At 60.3% G+C, this 15,223-nt stretch carries 12 protein-coding genes; 7 read left to right on the plus strand and 5 right to left on the minus strand.

Going from position 1 to position 15,223, the window contains the following annotated elements:
* The first annotated feature begins 27 nt into the window (after positions 1–27).
* The 6 genes from HMPREF3096_RS12350 (at position 28) to narI (ending at position 8,927) form a co-directional block, all read left to right on the plus strand.
* The gene (locus HMPREF3096_RS12350; protein WP_070544478.1) at positions 28–603 is read left to right on the plus strand and encodes a TetR family transcriptional regulator; all 576 of its coding nucleotides are present in this window, start codon (positions 28–30) and stop codon (positions 601–603) included.
* Positions 604–777: 174 nt separating this feature from the next.
* Positions 778–2,160 (plus strand): NarK family nitrate/nitrite MFS transporter, encoded by a 1,383-nt coding sequence (locus tag HMPREF3096_RS12355; protein WP_016161149.1) that lies wholly within the window; start codon positions 778–780, stop codon positions 2,158–2,160.
* Between the two features lie 113 nt (positions 2,161–2,273).
* A complete protein-coding gene (locus HMPREF3096_RS12360; RefSeq protein WP_070544479.1) occupies positions 2,274–6,014 on the plus strand; it encodes a nitrate reductase subunit alpha in 3,741 nt (1,246 codons plus the stop codon).
* Complete coding sequence (narH, locus tag HMPREF3096_RS12365; RefSeq protein ID WP_049157847.1) at positions 6,011–7,555, plus strand: nitrate reductase subunit beta; 1,545 nt, start codon at positions 6,011–6,013, stop codon at positions 7,553–7,555. Before HMPREF3096_RS12360 ends, narH begins: the two co-directional genes overlap by 4 nt.
* Entirely contained in the window at positions 7,555–8,250 is a 696-nt protein-coding gene (gene narW / locus HMPREF3096_RS12370) for a nitrate reductase molybdenum cofactor assembly chaperone (RefSeq protein ID WP_004180106.1), read from the plus strand. Before narH ends, narW begins: the two co-directional genes overlap by 1 nt.
* Entirely contained in the window at positions 8,247–8,927 is a 681-nt protein-coding gene (gene narI, locus HMPREF3096_RS12375; RefSeq protein WP_009484267.1) for a respiratory nitrate reductase subunit gamma, read from the plus strand. The genes narW and narI overlap by 4 nt, the downstream gene beginning before the upstream one ends.
* A 300-nt stretch (positions 8,928–9,227) precedes the next feature.
* Here the strand turns inward: narI and nhoA are convergent, their stop codons facing one another.
* The 4 genes from nhoA to HMPREF3096_RS12395 all read right to left on the minus strand — a co-directional run bounded on the left by nhoA (position 9,228) and on the right by HMPREF3096_RS12395 (position 13,533).
* Entirely contained in the window at positions 9,228–10,073 is an 846-nt protein-coding gene (nhoA, locus tag HMPREF3096_RS12380; protein ID WP_070544480.1) for an N-hydroxyarylamine O-acetyltransferase, read from the minus strand.
* A gap of 76 nt (positions 10,074–10,149) precedes the next feature.
* A complete protein-coding gene (locus HMPREF3096_RS12385; RefSeq protein ID WP_070544481.1) occupies positions 10,150–11,805 on the minus strand; it encodes an ABC transporter permease in 1,656 nt (551 codons plus the stop codon).
* Positions 11,806–11,863: 58 nt separating this feature from the next.
* Complete coding sequence (locus HMPREF3096_RS12390; RefSeq protein ID WP_008804721.1) at positions 11,864–12,832, minus strand: ABC transporter substrate-binding protein; 969 nt, start codon at positions 12,830–12,832, stop codon at positions 11,864–11,866.
* The gene (locus HMPREF3096_RS12395; protein WP_012541582.1) at positions 12,829–13,533 is read right to left on the minus strand and encodes an ABC transporter ATP-binding protein; all 705 of its coding nucleotides are present in this window, start codon (positions 13,531–13,533) and stop codon (positions 12,829–12,831) included. Before HMPREF3096_RS12395 ends, HMPREF3096_RS12390 begins: the two co-directional genes overlap by 4 nt.
* A gap of 211 nt (positions 13,534–13,744) precedes the next feature.
* Here HMPREF3096_RS12395 and HMPREF3096_RS12400 point away from each other — a divergent pair, with 211 nt between their 5' ends.
* Positions 13,745–14,326: a flavin reductase family protein gene (locus tag HMPREF3096_RS12400; protein ID WP_004151228.1), complete on the plus strand. Its 582-nt coding sequence runs from the start codon at positions 13,745–13,747 to the stop codon at positions 14,324–14,326.
* Between the two features lie 55 nt (positions 14,327–14,381).
* Here HMPREF3096_RS12400 and HMPREF3096_RS12405 read toward each other — a convergent pair whose 3' ends face one another.
* On the minus strand, positions 14,382–15,206 hold the full coding sequence (locus HMPREF3096_RS12405) for a helix-turn-helix domain-containing protein (RefSeq protein WP_008804719.1): 825 nt from the start codon (positions 15,204–15,206) through the stop codon (positions 14,382–14,384).
* Positions 15,207–15,223: the final 17 nt, after the last annotated feature.

Consider the following 15,223-nt stretch of genomic DNA (forward strand, 5'->3'; position numbering starts at 1 on the left):
GCCAAAGCCAGATGACAGCGGGGTTCTATGCACTATTTACAGCGGGATGCACGACGGGAAGGGATTATGCAGGCCGCCATGCGCCTGGCGCTGCGCGGCGGCTTTGCCGCCATGACCGTGCGGCAGATCGCCCGCGAAGCGCAGGTGGCCGCCGGGCAACTACACCACCACTTCGCCTCCATCGGCGAGCTGAAATCGCAGGTTTTCATCCGTCTGATCCGCGAGATGCTCGATATGCCGCTGGTGGCCGAAGACGCCAGCTGGCGCGAGCGGTTATTCTCGATGATCGGCAGCGAAGATGGCCGGCTGGAGCCCTATATCCGCCTGTGGCGCGAAGGCCAGGTGCTGGCCGACAGCGACCCGGATATCAAAGCGGCCTACCTGCTGACGATGACCATGTGGCATGAAGAGACCGTCGCCATCATCGAGCAGGGCCTCGCCTGCGGCGAATTTCGATCGGCTGAGCCTGCGGCGGATATCGCCTGGCGTTTTATCGCCCTGGTGTGCGGCCTCGACGGGATTTATGCCCTTGGTACCCAGGCCCTGGATGAGGCGGCGTTTAGCCGTTATTTGAATAAGATGATTACGCTGGAGTTATTTTAGCCATCTTTACATTTAGTAACAATTAATTCCGCTACGCTTACCACGTGCTCTCTGTCAGCACGTTTTTTTTATCTACGCTTCATAGATAACGCAGATTAAGCGTTATTCACCATCCCCTTGTATTCAGCAGTTGACCTTATTTATTTACTCCTTTCCGGGCAAGTAGAGGGCAATATGTCGGTACATAATGAGAAAGATAATCATTACCTTTTGAAGAATTGGCGGCCTGAAAACAAGGCATTCTGGGAAAATAAAGGTCAAGCCATCGCGAGAAGAAATCTATGGATATCAGTAACCTGCTTACTGCTTGCTTTCTGCGTATGGATGTTATTCAGCGCCGTGGCGGTCAATCTCAATAAGGTCGGTTTTCATTTCACTACCGACCAGCTTTTTTTATTAACCGCCCTCCCTTCACTTTCCGGCGCGATATTACGGGTGCCCTACTCCTTTATGGTACCCCTTTTGGGAGGGCGCTACTGGACCGTATTAAGTACCGTGATCCTGATTGTGCCTTGTATTTGGTTAGGGGTGGCGATCCAGTATATTACTACTCCGTTCTGGGTATTTATTGTTATTGCACTGCTATGCGGTTTTGCCGGCGCGAATTTTGCTTCCAGCATGGGAAATATCAGTTTCTTTTTTCCCAAAGCCAAACAGGGCAGCGCGCTGGGGGTCAATGGCGGCCTTGGCAATCTCGGCGTCAGTGTGATGCAGATGGTCGCCCCGGCGGTGATCTTCCTGCCGCTCTTCACCTTCCTCGGCGTCCATGGCGTCACCCAGCCCGATGGTTCGACAATCACCCTGAGTAATGCGGCGCTCGTCTGGGTACCGCTGCTGCTGCTCGCCACCGTCGCCGCCTGGTTCGGCATGAACGATATCGCCGGTTCAAAGGCCTCGATTCGCGATCAGCTTCCCGTACTCAAGCGACCGCATATGTGGCTGTTAAGCCTGCTCTATCTGGCGACCTTCGGCTCGTTTATCGGCTTTTCCGCCGGCTTTGCCATGCTGGCGAAAACCCAGTTTCCCGCAGTCGATATCCTCAAACTCGCCTTCTTTGGGCCGTTCATCGGCGCGCTGGCGCGGTCGTTCGGCGGGATCATCTCCGACCGTCTGGGCGGCGTGCGGGTGACGCTGGTCAACTTCGTCCTGATGGCGCTGTTTACCGGCCTGCTGTTTCTGACCCTGCCAGGCAGCGGCTCCGGCAGCTTTCTCGCTTTCTACGTGGTGTTTATGGGGCTCTTTTTAACCGCCGGTCTGGGAAGCGGCTCCACCTTCCAGATGATCGCCGTCATCTTCCGCCAGCTCACCATCGACAGCGTAAAGCAGCGCGGCGGCAGCGATGAAGAAGCGCAGCACGAGGCGGTGACCGATACCGCTGCCGCGCTGGGCTTTATCTCGGCGATCGGCGCCATCGGTGGCTTCTTTATTCCAAAAGCCTTCGGCACCTCGCTGGCGATGACCGGCTCGCCGGTCGGGGCCATGAAGGTCTTCTTTGTTTTTTATGTGGTTTGCGTGCTGGTGACCTGGCTGGTCTACGGCCGCCGTAAACCCGCTTAACCATAACGATTTATCTGCCGGATGGCGGCTTACGCCTTATCCGGCCTACGAGTTCGTTCGCTCATCCGGCCGGGTGGCACGATGCCGGACATCATCGGAGCAGGAGAAATGTCATGAGTAAATTACTGGATCGCTTTCGCTACTTTAAGCAGAAAGGCGAGACCTTTGCCAACGGCCACGGCCAGGTCTACAACAACAACCGTGACTGGGAAGATAGTTACCGTCAACGCTGGCAGTTCGACAAAATTGTCCGCTCCACGCACGGTGTGAACTGCACCGGCTCCTGCAGCTGGAAAATTTACGTCAAAAACGGCCTCGTTACCTGGGAAACCCAGCAGACCGATTATCCGCGCACCCGGCCAGATCTGCCAAACCACGAACCGCGCGGCTGCCCGCGCGGCGCCAGCTACTCCTGGTATCTCTACAGCGCCAACCGGCTGAAGTACCCGCTGGCGCGTAAACGGCTGATTGAGCTGTGGCGCGAAGCCCTGGCGCAGCATCCCGACCCGGTACAGGCCTGGGATAGCATCATGCAGGATCCGCTAAAAACCCGCAGCTACAAACAAGTCCGCGGCAAAGGCGGCTTTGTTCGCTCCAGCTGGAAAGAGTTAAATCAACTGATCGCCGCCGCCAACGTCTGGACCATCAAACACTACGGCCCGGACCGCGTCGCGGGCTTTTCGCCGATCCCGGCGATGTCGATGGTCTCCTACGCCGCGGGCACCCGCTATTTATCGTTGATCGGCGGCACCTGCCTGAGCTTTTATGACTGGTACTGCGATCTCCCCCCCGCCTCGCCGATGACCTGGGGCGAACAAACCGACGTGCCGGAATCCGCCGACTGGTACAACTCCAGCTACATTATTGCCTGGGGCTCCAACGTCCCGCAGACCCGAACCCCGGACGCCCACTTCTTTACCGAAGTACGCTACAAGGGCACCAAAACCATCGCCATCACGCCGGACTATTCGGAAGTCGCCAAGCTCTGCGACCAGTGGCTGGCGCCGAAGCAAGGCACCGACAGCGCGCTGGCGATGGCCATGGGCCACGTGATCCTTAAAGCCTTCCACCTCGATAACCCGAGCGATTACTTTCTTAACTACTGCCGGACCTACACCGACATGCCGATGCTGGTGATGCTCGAGCCGCGCGACGACGGCAGCTATACGCCGGGCCGTATGCTGCGTGCTTCCGACCTGCTTGACGGTCTCGGGGAAAGGAATAACCCGGAATGGAAAACCGTCGCCTGTAACGCTGACGGCGAACTGGTGGCGCCGAACGGCTCCATCGGCTTTCGCTGGGGCGAAAAAGGCAAATGGAATCTTGAACAACGGGCAGACGGCAACGATGTCGAGCTGAAGCTGTCGCTGCTGGATATTCGCGACAGCGTGGTGTCGGTAGGCTTCCCTTACTTTGGCGGCAACGAAAACCCGCATTTTCGCAGCGTAGCGCAGTCACCGGTGACCCTTCACCTGCTACCGGCGAAACAGCTGACGCTGGCCAGCGGTGAACGCGGCCTGGTGGTCAGCGTCTATGACCTGATTCTGGCTAACTACGGTCTGGATCGCGGGCTTGACGATGTCAATGCGGCGAAGGATTTCGCCGAGGTCAAAGCCTATACCCCGGCATGGGCCGAGCAGATCACCGGCGTGCCGCGCCAGCATATCGAACAAATCGCCCGCGAGTTCGCCGAGACGGCGCACAAGACCCATGGTCGCTCAATGATTATCCTCGGCGCCGGGGTGAACCACTGGTACCACATGGATATGAACTACCGCGGGATGATCAACATGCTGGTATTCTGCGGCTGTGTTGGTCAGAGCGGCGGTGGCTGGTCGCATTATGTCGGCCAGGAAAAGCTGCGCCCGCAGACCGGCTGGCTGCCGCTGGCGTTCGCCCTGGACTGGAGTCGTCCGCCGCGGCAGATGAACAGTACCTCTTATTTCTACAACCACGCCAGCCAGTGGCGCTATGAAAAACTGACCGCGCAGGAGCTGCTGTCGCCGCTGGCCGACGCCAGCAAATTCAGCGGCCATATGATCGACTTCAACGTTCGCGCCGAGCGCATGGGCTGGCTGCCCTCCGCGCCGCAGCTTAACGTTAATCCGCTGAGCATCAGGCAGCAGGCCGACGCCGCCGGGCTCTCCCCCGCTGAGTTCACCGTCCAGTCGTTAAAATCAGGCGACATTCGCTTTGCCGCCGAGCAGCCGGACAGCGGCAACAACCACCCGCGCAACCTGTTTATCTGGCGCTCGAACCTGCTGGGCTCGTCCGGTAAGGGCCATGAGTACATGCTCAAGTATCTGCTCGGTACCGATAACGGTATTCAGGGCGAGGAGTTTGGCTCTGCCGCTGACGTGAAGCCGGAGGAAGTCGAGTGGCAGACCGCGGCGATTGAGGGCAAACTCGATCTCCTGGTGACTCTCGATTTCCGCATGTCCAGTACCTGCCTGTTCTCCGATATCGTCCTGCCGACCGCCACCTGGTACGAAAAAGACGATATGAACACCTCGGATATGCACCCGTTTATCCACCCGCTCTCCGCCGCCGTCGACCCGGCCTGGGAGGCGAAAAGCGACTGGGAGATCTACAAGGATATCGCCAAATCCTTCTCGCAGGTCTGCGTCGGCCATCTTGGCAAAGAGACCGACGTAGTGCTGGTGCCGCTGCAGCACGACTCTCCGGCGGAGCTGTCGCAGCCGTTCGATGTCCTCGACTGGCGCAAAGGCGAATGCGATCTCATTCCAGGCAAAACCGCACCGTCAATTGCCCTGGTTGAACGCGACTATCCCGCCACCTGGGACCGCTTCACCTCTCTCGGCCCGCTGCTCGATAAGCTCGGCAACGGCGGGAAAGGTATTGCGTGGAATACGCAGAGCGAAGTCGATTTCCTCGGCAAGCTTAACTACCTCAAGCCGGATGGTCCGGCCAAAGGCCGCCCGCGCATCGACAGCGCCATCGACGCCTCCGAAGTTATTCTCAGCCTCGCGCCGGAAACCAATGGCCAGGTGGCGGTGAAAGCCTGGCAAGCGCTGGGAGAATTTACCGGCCGCGAGCACACTCATCTGGCGCTGAATAAAGAGGATGAGAAGATCCGCTTTCGCGATATTCAGGCGCAGCCGCGCAAGATCATCTCCAGCCCAACGTGGTCCGGGCTGGAAAGCGAGCATGTCTCCTACAACGCCGGTTATACCAACGTGCATGAGCTGATCCCCTGGCGCACCCTCTCCGGGCGGCAACAGCTCTATCAGGACCATCCGTGGATGCGCGCCTTCGGCGAAAGCCTGGTGGCCTATCGCCCGCCTGTCGATACCCGCAGCGTCAGCCAGATGAAGGCCGTACCGCCAAACGGCTTCCCGGAAAAAGCGCTCAACTTCCTGACGCCGCACCAGAAATGGGGGATCCACTCCACCTACAGCGAAAACCTGCTGATGCTGACGCTGTCGCGCGGCGGGCCCATCGTCTGGCTAAGCGAAACCGACGCGAAAGAACTGGGCATTGAAGATAACGACTGGATTGAAGCTTTCAACGCCAACGGCGCCCTCACCGCGCGGGCGGTGGTGAGCCAGCGCGTGCCGCCGGGGATGACCATGATGTACCACGCGCAGGAGCGGATTATGAATATCCCGGGTTCGGAAGTGACCGGTCGTCGCGGCGGTATTCATAACTCGGTAACCCGCGTCTGTCCGAAGCCAACGCACATGATTGGCGGCTACGCCCAGCTAGCCTATGGCTTTAACTACTACGGCACCGTCGGTTCGAACCGCGACGAGTTCATCATGATCCGCAAAATGAAGAATATTGCCTGGCTGGATGACGAAGGTCGCGATCAGGTACAGGAGGCGAAAAAATGAAAATCCGTTCTCAGGTTGGAATGGTGCTGAATCTGGACAAATGCATCGGCTGTCACACCTGCTCGGTCACCTGTAAAAACGTCTGGAGCAGCCGCGAAGGCATGGAGTACGCGTGGTTCAATAACGTGGAGACCAAACCGGGCATTGGCTACCCAAAAAACTGGGAGGACCAGGATCAGTGGCAAGGCGGCTGGATCCGCGGCATTAGCGGTAAACTGACGCCCCGTCTCGGCAATCGGGTCAGCGTATTATCGAAGATTTTCGCCAACCCGGTGCTGCCGGCGATCGACGATTACTACGAACCCTTTACCTACGACTACCAGCATCTGCACAACGCGCCGGAGGGCAAATATCTGCCGACCGCCCGCCCGCGCTCGCTGATCAGCGGCGAGCGTATGGATAAGATTAACTGGGGCCCTAACTGGGAGGAGCTGCTCGGCGGCGAATTCGAGAAACGCGCCCGCGACCGTAACTTCGAAGCCATGCAAAAAGAGATGTACGGCCAGTTCGAAAATACCTTCATGATGTATCTCCCGCGCCTGTGCGAGCACTGCCTCAATCCGAGCTGCGTGGCCACCTGCCCGAGCGGCGCGATCTACAAGCGTGAGGAAGATGGCATCGTACTGATCGATCAGGATAAATGCCGCGGCTGGCGGATGTGCATCAGCGGTTGTCCGTACAAAAAAATCTACTTTAACTGGAAGAGCGGCAAGTCGGAAAAATGCATTTTCTGCTATCCGCGTATTGAGTCCGGACAGCCAACGGTCTGCTCAGAAACCTGCGTCGGGCGCATCCGCTATCTTGGCGTACTGCTGTATGACGCCGACCGCATCGAAGAGGCGGCCAGTACCGAACATGAAACCGACCTCTATGAGCGCCAGTGCGAGGTGTTTCTTAATCCAAACGATCCGGCGGTCATTGAGGAAGCGCTAAAACAAGGGATCCCGCATAACGTCATTGAGGCGGCGCAGAAGTCGCCGGTCTATAAGCTGGCGATGGACTGGAAGCTGGCCCTGCCGCTGCATCCGGAGTATCGCACCCTGCCGATGGTCTGGTACGTGCCGCCTCTGTCGCCGATCCAGTCGGTTGCCGACGCCGGCGGCCTGCCGGGCAACGGCAACATCCTGCCAGCGGTTGAGAGTCTACGCATCCCGGTGCAATACCTGGCGAATCTGCTGAGCGCAGGCGATACCGGGCCGGTCTTGCGCGCGCTGAAACGGATGATGGCGATGCGCCACTACAAGCGCTCGCAAACCGTCGAGGGCGTCACCGATACCCGGGCCATTGAAGAGGTGGGCCTCAGCGTTGAGCAGGTCGAAGAGATGTATCGCTATCTGGCGATCGCCAACTACGAAGACCGCTTCGTGATCCCCACCAGCCATCGCGAACTGGCGGAGGATGCCTTCCCGGAACGTAACGGCTGCGGCTTTACCTTCGGCGATGGCTGCCACGGGTCAGATACGAAATTCAACCTGTTTAACAGCCGGCGGATCGACGCCATCGACGTCAGCGGCGTGCGTAGGCATGGGGAGGGCGAGTGATGCGGATCCTGAAAGTGATCGGTCTGCTGCTTGAGTACCCCGACGAGTTACTGTGGGAGAACCGCGACGACGCCCTGGCGCTGGTCAGGGCCGATGTCCCTTCCCTGACGCCGTTTGTCAGTGAGCTGCTGACGGCTCCGCTGTTGGATCGCCAGGCCGAGTGGTGCGAGGTGTTCGAGCGCGGGCGCGCCACCTCGCTGCTGCTGTTTGAACATGTGCATGCCGAGTCGCGAGACCGCGGCCAGGCGATGGTCGACCTGATGAATCAGTATCAGCAGGCGGGTCTGCAGATCGATTGTCGCGAGCTGCCCGATCATCTGCCGCTGTATCTGGAGTACCTCAGTATTTTACCCCCCGCGGAGGCGCGCGAAGGGCTGCAGAATATCGCGCCGATTCTGGCGCTGATCGGCGGCCGCCTGAAGCAGCGAGCCTGTCCGTATTATCAGCTGTTTGACGCCCTGTTGGCGCTGGCTAAAAGCCCGCTCACCAGTGACAGTGTCACAAAACAGGTGGCGGGAGAAAAGCGCGACGATACCCGTCAGGCGCTGGACGCCGTGTGGGAAGAAGAGCAGGTGAAGTTTATCGAAGATAACGCGACCGCTTGCGACAGCTCGTCGATGCAAGCTTATCAACGACGCTTTAGTCAGGATGTGGCGCCGCAGTACGTTGACATCCGCGCCGGAGGCCCGAAATGATCCAGTATCTGAACGTCTTCTTTTATGATATCTACCCTTACCTGTGCGGCACCGTGTTTCTGGTGGGCAGTTGGCTGCGCTACGATTACGGGCAGTATACCTGGCGCGCCTCATCCAGCCAGATGCTGGATAAGCGCGGGATGGTGCTATGGTCGAACTTATTTCATATCGGCATTCTCGGCATCTTCTTCGGCCATCTTTTTGGCATGCTGACCCCGCACTGGGTCTACTCGTGGTTCCTGCCGATGTCGCAGAAGCAGCTGATGGCCATGATCCTCGGCGGCATCTGCGGCGTGCTGACCCTGGTCGGCGGTATCGGCCTGCTGATGCGCCGCCTGACCAACCCGCGCATTCGCGCCACCTCCACGACCGCGGATATTTTGATCCTGTGCATTCTGCTGATTCAGTGCGCGCTGGGGCTGACGACCATCCCCTTCTCCGCCCGGCATCCGGACGGCAGCGAAATGCTCAAGCTGGTGGACTGGGCGCAGGCGGTGGTCACCTTCCACGGCGGCGCCTCAGCGCATCTGGACGGCGTGGCGTGGATTTACCGCGTCCACCTGGTGCTGGGGATGACTATCTTTCTGATCTTCCCCTTCACCCGTCTGGTTCACGTCTGGAGTGCGCCGGTGGAGTATTTTACCCGCCGTTACCAGGTGGTACGCTCCCGCCGCTGAAGGCTGGCGGCCCCAGCCATGCCCGTTTACCGGTAGCCCGGACGAGGCGCTCGCGCCGACTCCGGGTCATATTTTTCAGCCCCGGTTCCAGCCTTTATGCCGGATGGCGGCTACGCCTTATCCGGCCTACAGGGGCCTCTCAAAGGCTCATACCTCCCAGGCCCGCGCAAGCGCAGCGCCGCCGGGCAAGATATCAGGCACGGCACCTGTAATTTCGCCGGGTGGCGGCTGTCGCCTTGCCCGGCCTACAGGGTCGTCTCACAGGCCCGGTCAGCGCAGCGCCGCCGGGCATGAGGAGAGTTATTTCCCGGCTTCCGGATGGGTATCGAACGCCGCCATTACCGCCGCCAGCGCCGCTTCACTAAAGCCATGTTTAGGATCGTCCACGCCCAGCCCGAAGCGGGTCTGCAGCGCTTCATACAGCGCGGAGACATCGGCAAAATCGACCTTCTCCACCACGTGGTTATTCTCCCAGTGGGTAAAGTGGAAATTGGTGAGGGTCATTTTGCCGCCGTCGGGCAGATGACGGCACATCAGCAGATGGTGACGGAAGTGGGACTGCGGCCAGTGCGCCGACCAGAAGTTACCCATCACATAATCAGACGCATACTGCCGGCCTAAATCGAAATGGTACATCGACTGCCAGTGTTCGTGATGGTTGAACTGCAGCGTCCACTCATCGCCCTCATGCACCAGACGATAGCTACCGTGCGGCGTTTGCTGGGGGATATCGGCCAGCAGTTTGATCGGCGCGGTCAATGTCTGGCCGCCGAAGCCGACGTCGGCGATCCAGCGCTCGCCCGCCACTTCCACCAGCAATAAACGGTGAGTACGCGGCGGCATCTGCGGCGGATTGGCCAGCACCACGCGGCCCAGCAGGCTGCGGACGTTAAAGCCTATCTCGCGCAGCGCGCGCTCCAGCAGGCCATTCTGTTCAAAACAATACCCCCCGCGGCGGGCGGCGATCAGCTTTTCTTCCAGCGCCCGATCGTCAAGGTGGATCTCCCGCGGCAGCAGGACGTCGAGGTTTTCAAAGGGGATGGCGCTGTTATGCTGCAGATGCAATTCCCGCAGGGTATCAATGGATACATCAGGCTCACCCGTCCAGCCCAGACGGGAAAAATAGGCGCGTAAAAAGGGACTCATCAAGGCCTCCAGCTGTAGGTGTCCGACATTTATAGCCTATTTTTCCGCGCCGACCGTCTTTTTTGTGCGCTTGTCGTTAACCGCGCGTGCTGCGCTGCATCAGCGCCAGCGCCGTCAGCATCAGGACCAGACCGGTCAACAGCGTCAGGCTGGCCATCGCCATGCCCTGACCGACGGAACCCTGTTCGAACTGGCGCCAGATAAACACCGCCACGGTTTGCGTACCGGCCGGAGAGAGCAGCAGCGAGGTCACCAGCTCCCGGGAGGCCACCGCGAACACCATCAGCATCGCCGCCAGCAGCGCCGGAAAGACCAGCGGCAGGACAATCAACCGCAGCGCCTGCAGTGGCGACGCCCCGTGCACCCGGGCGGCGGACTCAAGATTGGGGCCCAGCTGGCGCAGCGCGCTGCCGACATAGCGCACCGGCCAGGGCAACAGCAGGCAGCAATAGGAGAGCAGCAACATCCACAGCGTGTTATAGGGCGAGCGCGGCCAGAAAGGCTGATTCCACAGCAGGATCAAACCGACGCCTACCACCACGCCCGGCAGCGCCGCCGGCATCAGCGACAGCGCGTCCACCATCCCGCGCCCTTTAATCTTCTGCACCATCACCAGCCAGGCGGCCAGCAGGCCCAGCACGCCGACGATCAGCGCCGAGCCCAGGGCCAGCGACAGGCTGGTGCCGAGGGCCGACAGGGCATCCCCCTGCTGGTCAAACAGCGCCGCGAAGTGACGCAGCGTGACATTCTCAACACTCACGCCCCCTGAGAGCGTGCCCATCACGCTGGTGAGCATCATCGAGGCGGCAGGGATGCCGACCGCCAGGCCGCCGACGGCCGCCATCACCAGCACGGCGGGCAGCGTCATCCAGCCCAGCGATGCCCCGCGGTTTTCTCCCGGCTTGCCGGTGACGCTGGTGACCTCTTTCTCCCCCACCAGCCGCTTTTGCAGCCACCAGGCGAACAACGCCACCGCCATCAGCAGCAGCGACAGCAGCGCGGCGCCGGTAAGGTCCACCGGCCAGTCGGCCAGCTTTTTCTCAATACCGACCGTCAGCATCACCACTCCCGCCCGGCTGCCCAGCGCCGCCGGTACACCAAACTCCTCGATAGCGAGGGTAAACGCCAACAGCGTGCCCGCCGCCAGCGCCGGGGAGAGCATCGGCAGTGTCACGTGCCAGAAGGCGCGCCAGGCGGTGGCGCCATGGACGCGGGCGACCACCGCCAGCCGGGTCCCGCTCGCCAGCAGGCTGCGGGAGACGGCAAAGTACACCACCGGGAAAATATTAAAGGTCATCACCAGCACGATACCGCTGCGGCTGAACAGCAGATCGTTCAATTGCCAGCCGGTCAGCTGCTGCAGATAGCCCTGGCTTTGCAGGGCCAGCATCCAGGAGAGCGCCGAGATATAGGGCGGCGTCAGAAAGGGGATCAAAAACAGGAGATCCCACAGTCGGGGCAGCGGCAGCGAAAACATACCGCGCAGGATGCCGAGCGGCAGGCCAATCATTACGCTGACCAGCGCCACGCCGGCGGCGATCCACAGCGTACCGCCGAGCATCGCCGGTAACTGGGGATCGGCCAGCAGCACTGAGACGCCGCCAAAGGCGTCCCCGAGCGAACCGGCGCTAAAATGGGGAAAAATCGCCTGCAGCAGAATAAATACTAACGGCAACGCGACCAGCATCACCAGGGCGGCGAGGGTCGCGCCGGAAAGGAATGTTTGTTTCACAACCGGTTCCTGAAGCTGAGGGGTCCCCCGGCGGCCAGCGCCGGAGGAACAGGAGCAATTACTGCGCGTACAGCTGACTGAAGCGGGCGAGCACGGCGCCCCGTTCGCTGCTGCCTTCGCTGGTGGTGGGCAGCACCTTCAGCGCGTCCAGTAGCGGACGTTTGGCCGCCACGTCGCGGCGGGCGGGCATCAGCCAGGCATCGGCAACCCTCGCCTGACCTTCCGGCGACAGCACATAATCGATAAAGGCTTTGGCATCGTCGGCATGCTGGCTGGTTTTGAGGATCATCATCGGGCGCGGGGCAATCACTGTTCCGCTGGCCGGGAAGATCACCTTCAGCGACTCGCCCTGCTGAATATTGCCGTAGGAGACATAATCCACCGCGCCAAATACCGCCGCTTTCGCCCCCTGCATCACCGGCGTCACCGCCTGGGCGTTGGGTCCGCTGACCACCATGCCGTTCTTTTTCAGATCGTCAAACAGTTGCCAGGCCTGGTCGCCCATGCTGTTTTGCAGCCCGATCAGCAAATCCAGCGACGCACCGGAGAGCGCCGGGTCGGGGGTTGTCACCTTGTCTTTAAACGCCGGCTGGGTGAGATCCCGCCACTCTTTCGGTTCCGGGGTACCGCTTTTACTGTTCCAGACAATGCCCAGGGCGGAGACGCCCTGGGCGATATAGTCCGCCGATTTCAGGTTCGCCGGTACCTGGTCGGCATTGGCGCTCGCAAAAGGCAGCAACCAGCCCCGCTGGTGCAGATCTTCGGCGGTATCCCACGAGGCGGAGATCAGCACATCCGCCTGCGGGTTGGCCTGCTCGGCCTCCAGTCGGGCCATTACTTTGCCGGTGGTGGCCTGGAAAACCGTCACCTTCACCCCGGTCTGTTGTTCAAAACCGCTGGCCAGGCTTTTCGCCAGCGAGCCGGGTCCGGCGGTGTAAACGGTCAGCGCATGGGCGCTGGAGAGCATCATGGCGGAAAGAGCCATCGCGAGTACCACTCCTTTCTTAACGGTCATAACGGTGTTCATGCAACTTCCCCTGAGGTTGGCGTAACGGCGCGGACAGCGGCCACGCGGCCCGCGGATAAATAGACAATCTGGTCAGCTAACAGCTCGGCTTCACGTCGATCATGGGTGACATACACGGCGGTGATGCCGAGCTGTCGCAACAGGCGGCTCATTTCGCCGCACAGCGATTCGCGCAGTTCGCTATCCAGGTTGGAGAGCGGTTCATCAAACAGCAGCACCCGCGGCGCGGCGACGATCGCCCGCGCCAGCGCCACCCGCTGCTGCTGACCGCCAGAAAGACCAGAGGGTTTACGTTCGGCGAAACCGTTGAGGCCTACCCGCGCCAGCGCCTCGCTGACCCGGCGCTCGCGTTCGCTACGGGAGACGCCGCGCATGCGCAGCGGAAAGGCGACGTTCTGCGCCACGCTCATATGCGGCCAGAGGGCGTAATCCTGAAAAACCATGCCGATATCGCGCTGCTCCGGGGGCAATCCCCATCCTGCGCGGGCGACCAGCCTGTCGCCAAAGCGGATTTCGCCGCTGGCCGGCACGCTCAGCCCGGCCAGCAGACGCAGCAAAGTGCTTTTGCCGCAGCCGGACGGACCCAGTAGCGCCACGATGCGGCCGGGTTCGATATGCAACGAGAAACGGTCAAGAACGGGAGTCTCTGCGAAGGCAAAAGAGACCTCCTGCAGGGTGATAGGGGTCAGCGTGCGCATCATCGCCCTCCCTTTCGGGACAGCGAGACCTGCCCGGCGGCCGACATCCGACGGGGCACGCTCACCTGGGATAACATCAGGGGAGCCAACATATTGTGATCCTCTTTGGGACTTAGTGCTGGCGACTATAGTCAGACGAGATGACGTATTGATTACATTTTCATTGCGGCTTAACGTGTTACCTGCCAACCGACCCATTATTCAAGGAACGCCTATGAGCCGCTTTCGCCACGTTGAACTGCAGTACGCCAGCCGCCTGCTCAACCACGGCCCGACCATTTTGATCACCAGCTACGATGCCCCGTCTGACCGGCGCAACGTCATGGCCGCCGCCTGGTCAATGCCGGTGGAATTCGCCCCGCCGCGGGTGGCTATCGTGGTGGATAAAAGTACCTGGACGCGGGAGATCATCGAGCGCAACGGCACCTTCGGCATTGTGGTCCCCGGCGTCGCCGCCGCCAGCTGGACCTACGCCGTCGGCAGCGTCAGCGGCCGCGATGAGGACAAATTCAATGCCTGGGGGATCCCGGTAGTGACCGGCCCGGAGCTGGGGTTGCCGCTGATCGAGGAGAAGTGTCTGGCATGGATGGAGTGCCGACTGCTGCCGGCGACGGCGGCCCAGACCCAGTACGACACCCTGTTCGGGGAGGTGGTGTCTGCCGCCGCCGATGAACGCGCGTTCGTCACCGGACGCTGGCAGTTCGACGACGATAAGCTCAATACCCTGCATCATCTTGGCACCGGCAATTTTGTCGCCAGCGGTCGTCATGTGCGGGCAAACTCCCTCGACGAATAAGCGTGACCTGCCGCGGGTGGCAGATTTTTCCCCTGCCCGGCCTGCGGCCCCCCTTTTAACCCGGTGGGCGGCGGCGATCGGCGCTGGGGGTCAGGCCAAACACTTTTTTATACAGAGTGGTAAAGTGGTTGCTGTTGGCGAAGCCGCACAGATAAGCCACTTCGGTAATGGACATCTCCGTTTCACGTAATTTGACCCGCGCGGAGACCAGTCGCAGACGTTTCAGATAATTATCCGGCGTTAAGCCCGTGGCCTCTTTAATATGGCGAAACGCCGTGCGGGTGGTGAGATGAAATTGCTCCGCCAGTTGCTGCCAGTTATGTTCTTCGAAACAGTGCTCCTGCAGCCAGGTGAGTAATTTATGCAGTTTATAGCGGGTGCTGCTATATTCGGCTTCCGACTCGGCTGTGAGAATGGTGGTCACCAGCTGGAAAAAGAGAGACTCCCGTTGCGGGGTATTATCCGCCGCCCTCAGCGCCGGGGAAAATATCTTTTCCACCAGTTCCCGACAATAGCTGCGGGTCTCCGGCGCCAGCCAGCCATAGCAGGCGGCACGCTGCGCCGATAATTGCTGCAGCAATCCCTCCATCTGCTGTAAATAGCGAAAGGCCACCGCCGGATTAATTAAGACATTAATCAGCTTCAGCGTCCCCAGTTCATCATAATAGTGGACATCGCCAGGCTGGACGTAAAATACATCGCCCTGCTGGATGTACAGCGGGCGGCCATTAATAACGTGTAATCCATGCCCCTCCTCGACGATCACCAGCTCAGCAAACTCGTGGCCATGCTCCTGGCTATTATCTTCCGGGTCGCTGGCGTACATGCCGAGCTTATCCTGGGGATGGGTGAAATAATACTCAACGGTCAGTGTCATCATTACAGCAAATCCTGAAC

The organism is Klebsiella sp. HMSC25G12 (genome assembly GCF_001807705.1).
GTDB lineage: Bacteria > Pseudomonadota > Gammaproteobacteria > Enterobacterales > Enterobacteriaceae > Klebsiella > Klebsiella variicola.

Bases quoted from the DNA above. Each gene is read 5' to 3' on its own strand.
- nhoA (WP_070544480.1), bottom strand. From the start codon at position 10,073: ATGAGTCCCTTTTTACGCGCCTATTTTTCCCGTCTGGGCTGGACGGGT.
- narH (WP_049157847.1), top strand. From the start codon at position 6,011: ATGAAAATCCGTTCTCAGGTTGGAATGGTGCTGAATCTGGACAAATGC.
- HMPREF3096_RS12350 (WP_070544478.1), top strand. From the start codon at position 28: ATGCACTATTTACAGCGGGATGCACGACGGGAAGGGATTATGCAGGCC.
- HMPREF3096_RS12395 (WP_012541582.1), bottom strand. From the start codon at position 13,533: ATGATGCGCACGCTGACCCCTATCACCCTGCAGGAGGTCTCTTTTGCC.
- HMPREF3096_RS12355 (WP_016161149.1), top strand. From the start codon at position 778: ATGTCGGTACATAATGAGAAAGATAATCATTACCTTTTGAAGAATTGG.
- narW (WP_004180106.1), top strand. From the start codon at position 7,555: ATGCGGATCCTGAAAGTGATCGGTCTGCTGCTTGAGTACCCCGACGAG.
- HMPREF3096_RS12405 (WP_008804719.1), bottom strand. From the start codon at position 15,206: ATGATGACACTGACCGTTGAGTATTATTTCACCCATCCCCAGGATAAG.
- HMPREF3096_RS12390 (WP_008804721.1), bottom strand. From the start codon at position 12,832: ATGAACACCGTTATGACCGTTAAGAAAGGAGTGGTACTCGCGATGGCT.
- HMPREF3096_RS12400 (WP_004151228.1), top strand. From the start codon at position 13,745: ATGAGCCGCTTTCGCCACGTTGAACTGCAGTACGCCAGCCGCCTGCTC.
- HMPREF3096_RS12360 (WP_070544479.1), top strand. From the start codon at position 2,274: ATGAGTAAATTACTGGATCGCTTTCGCTACTTTAAGCAGAAAGGCGAG.
- narI (WP_009484267.1), top strand. From the start codon at position 8,247: ATGATCCAGTATCTGAACGTCTTCTTTTATGATATCTACCCTTACCTG.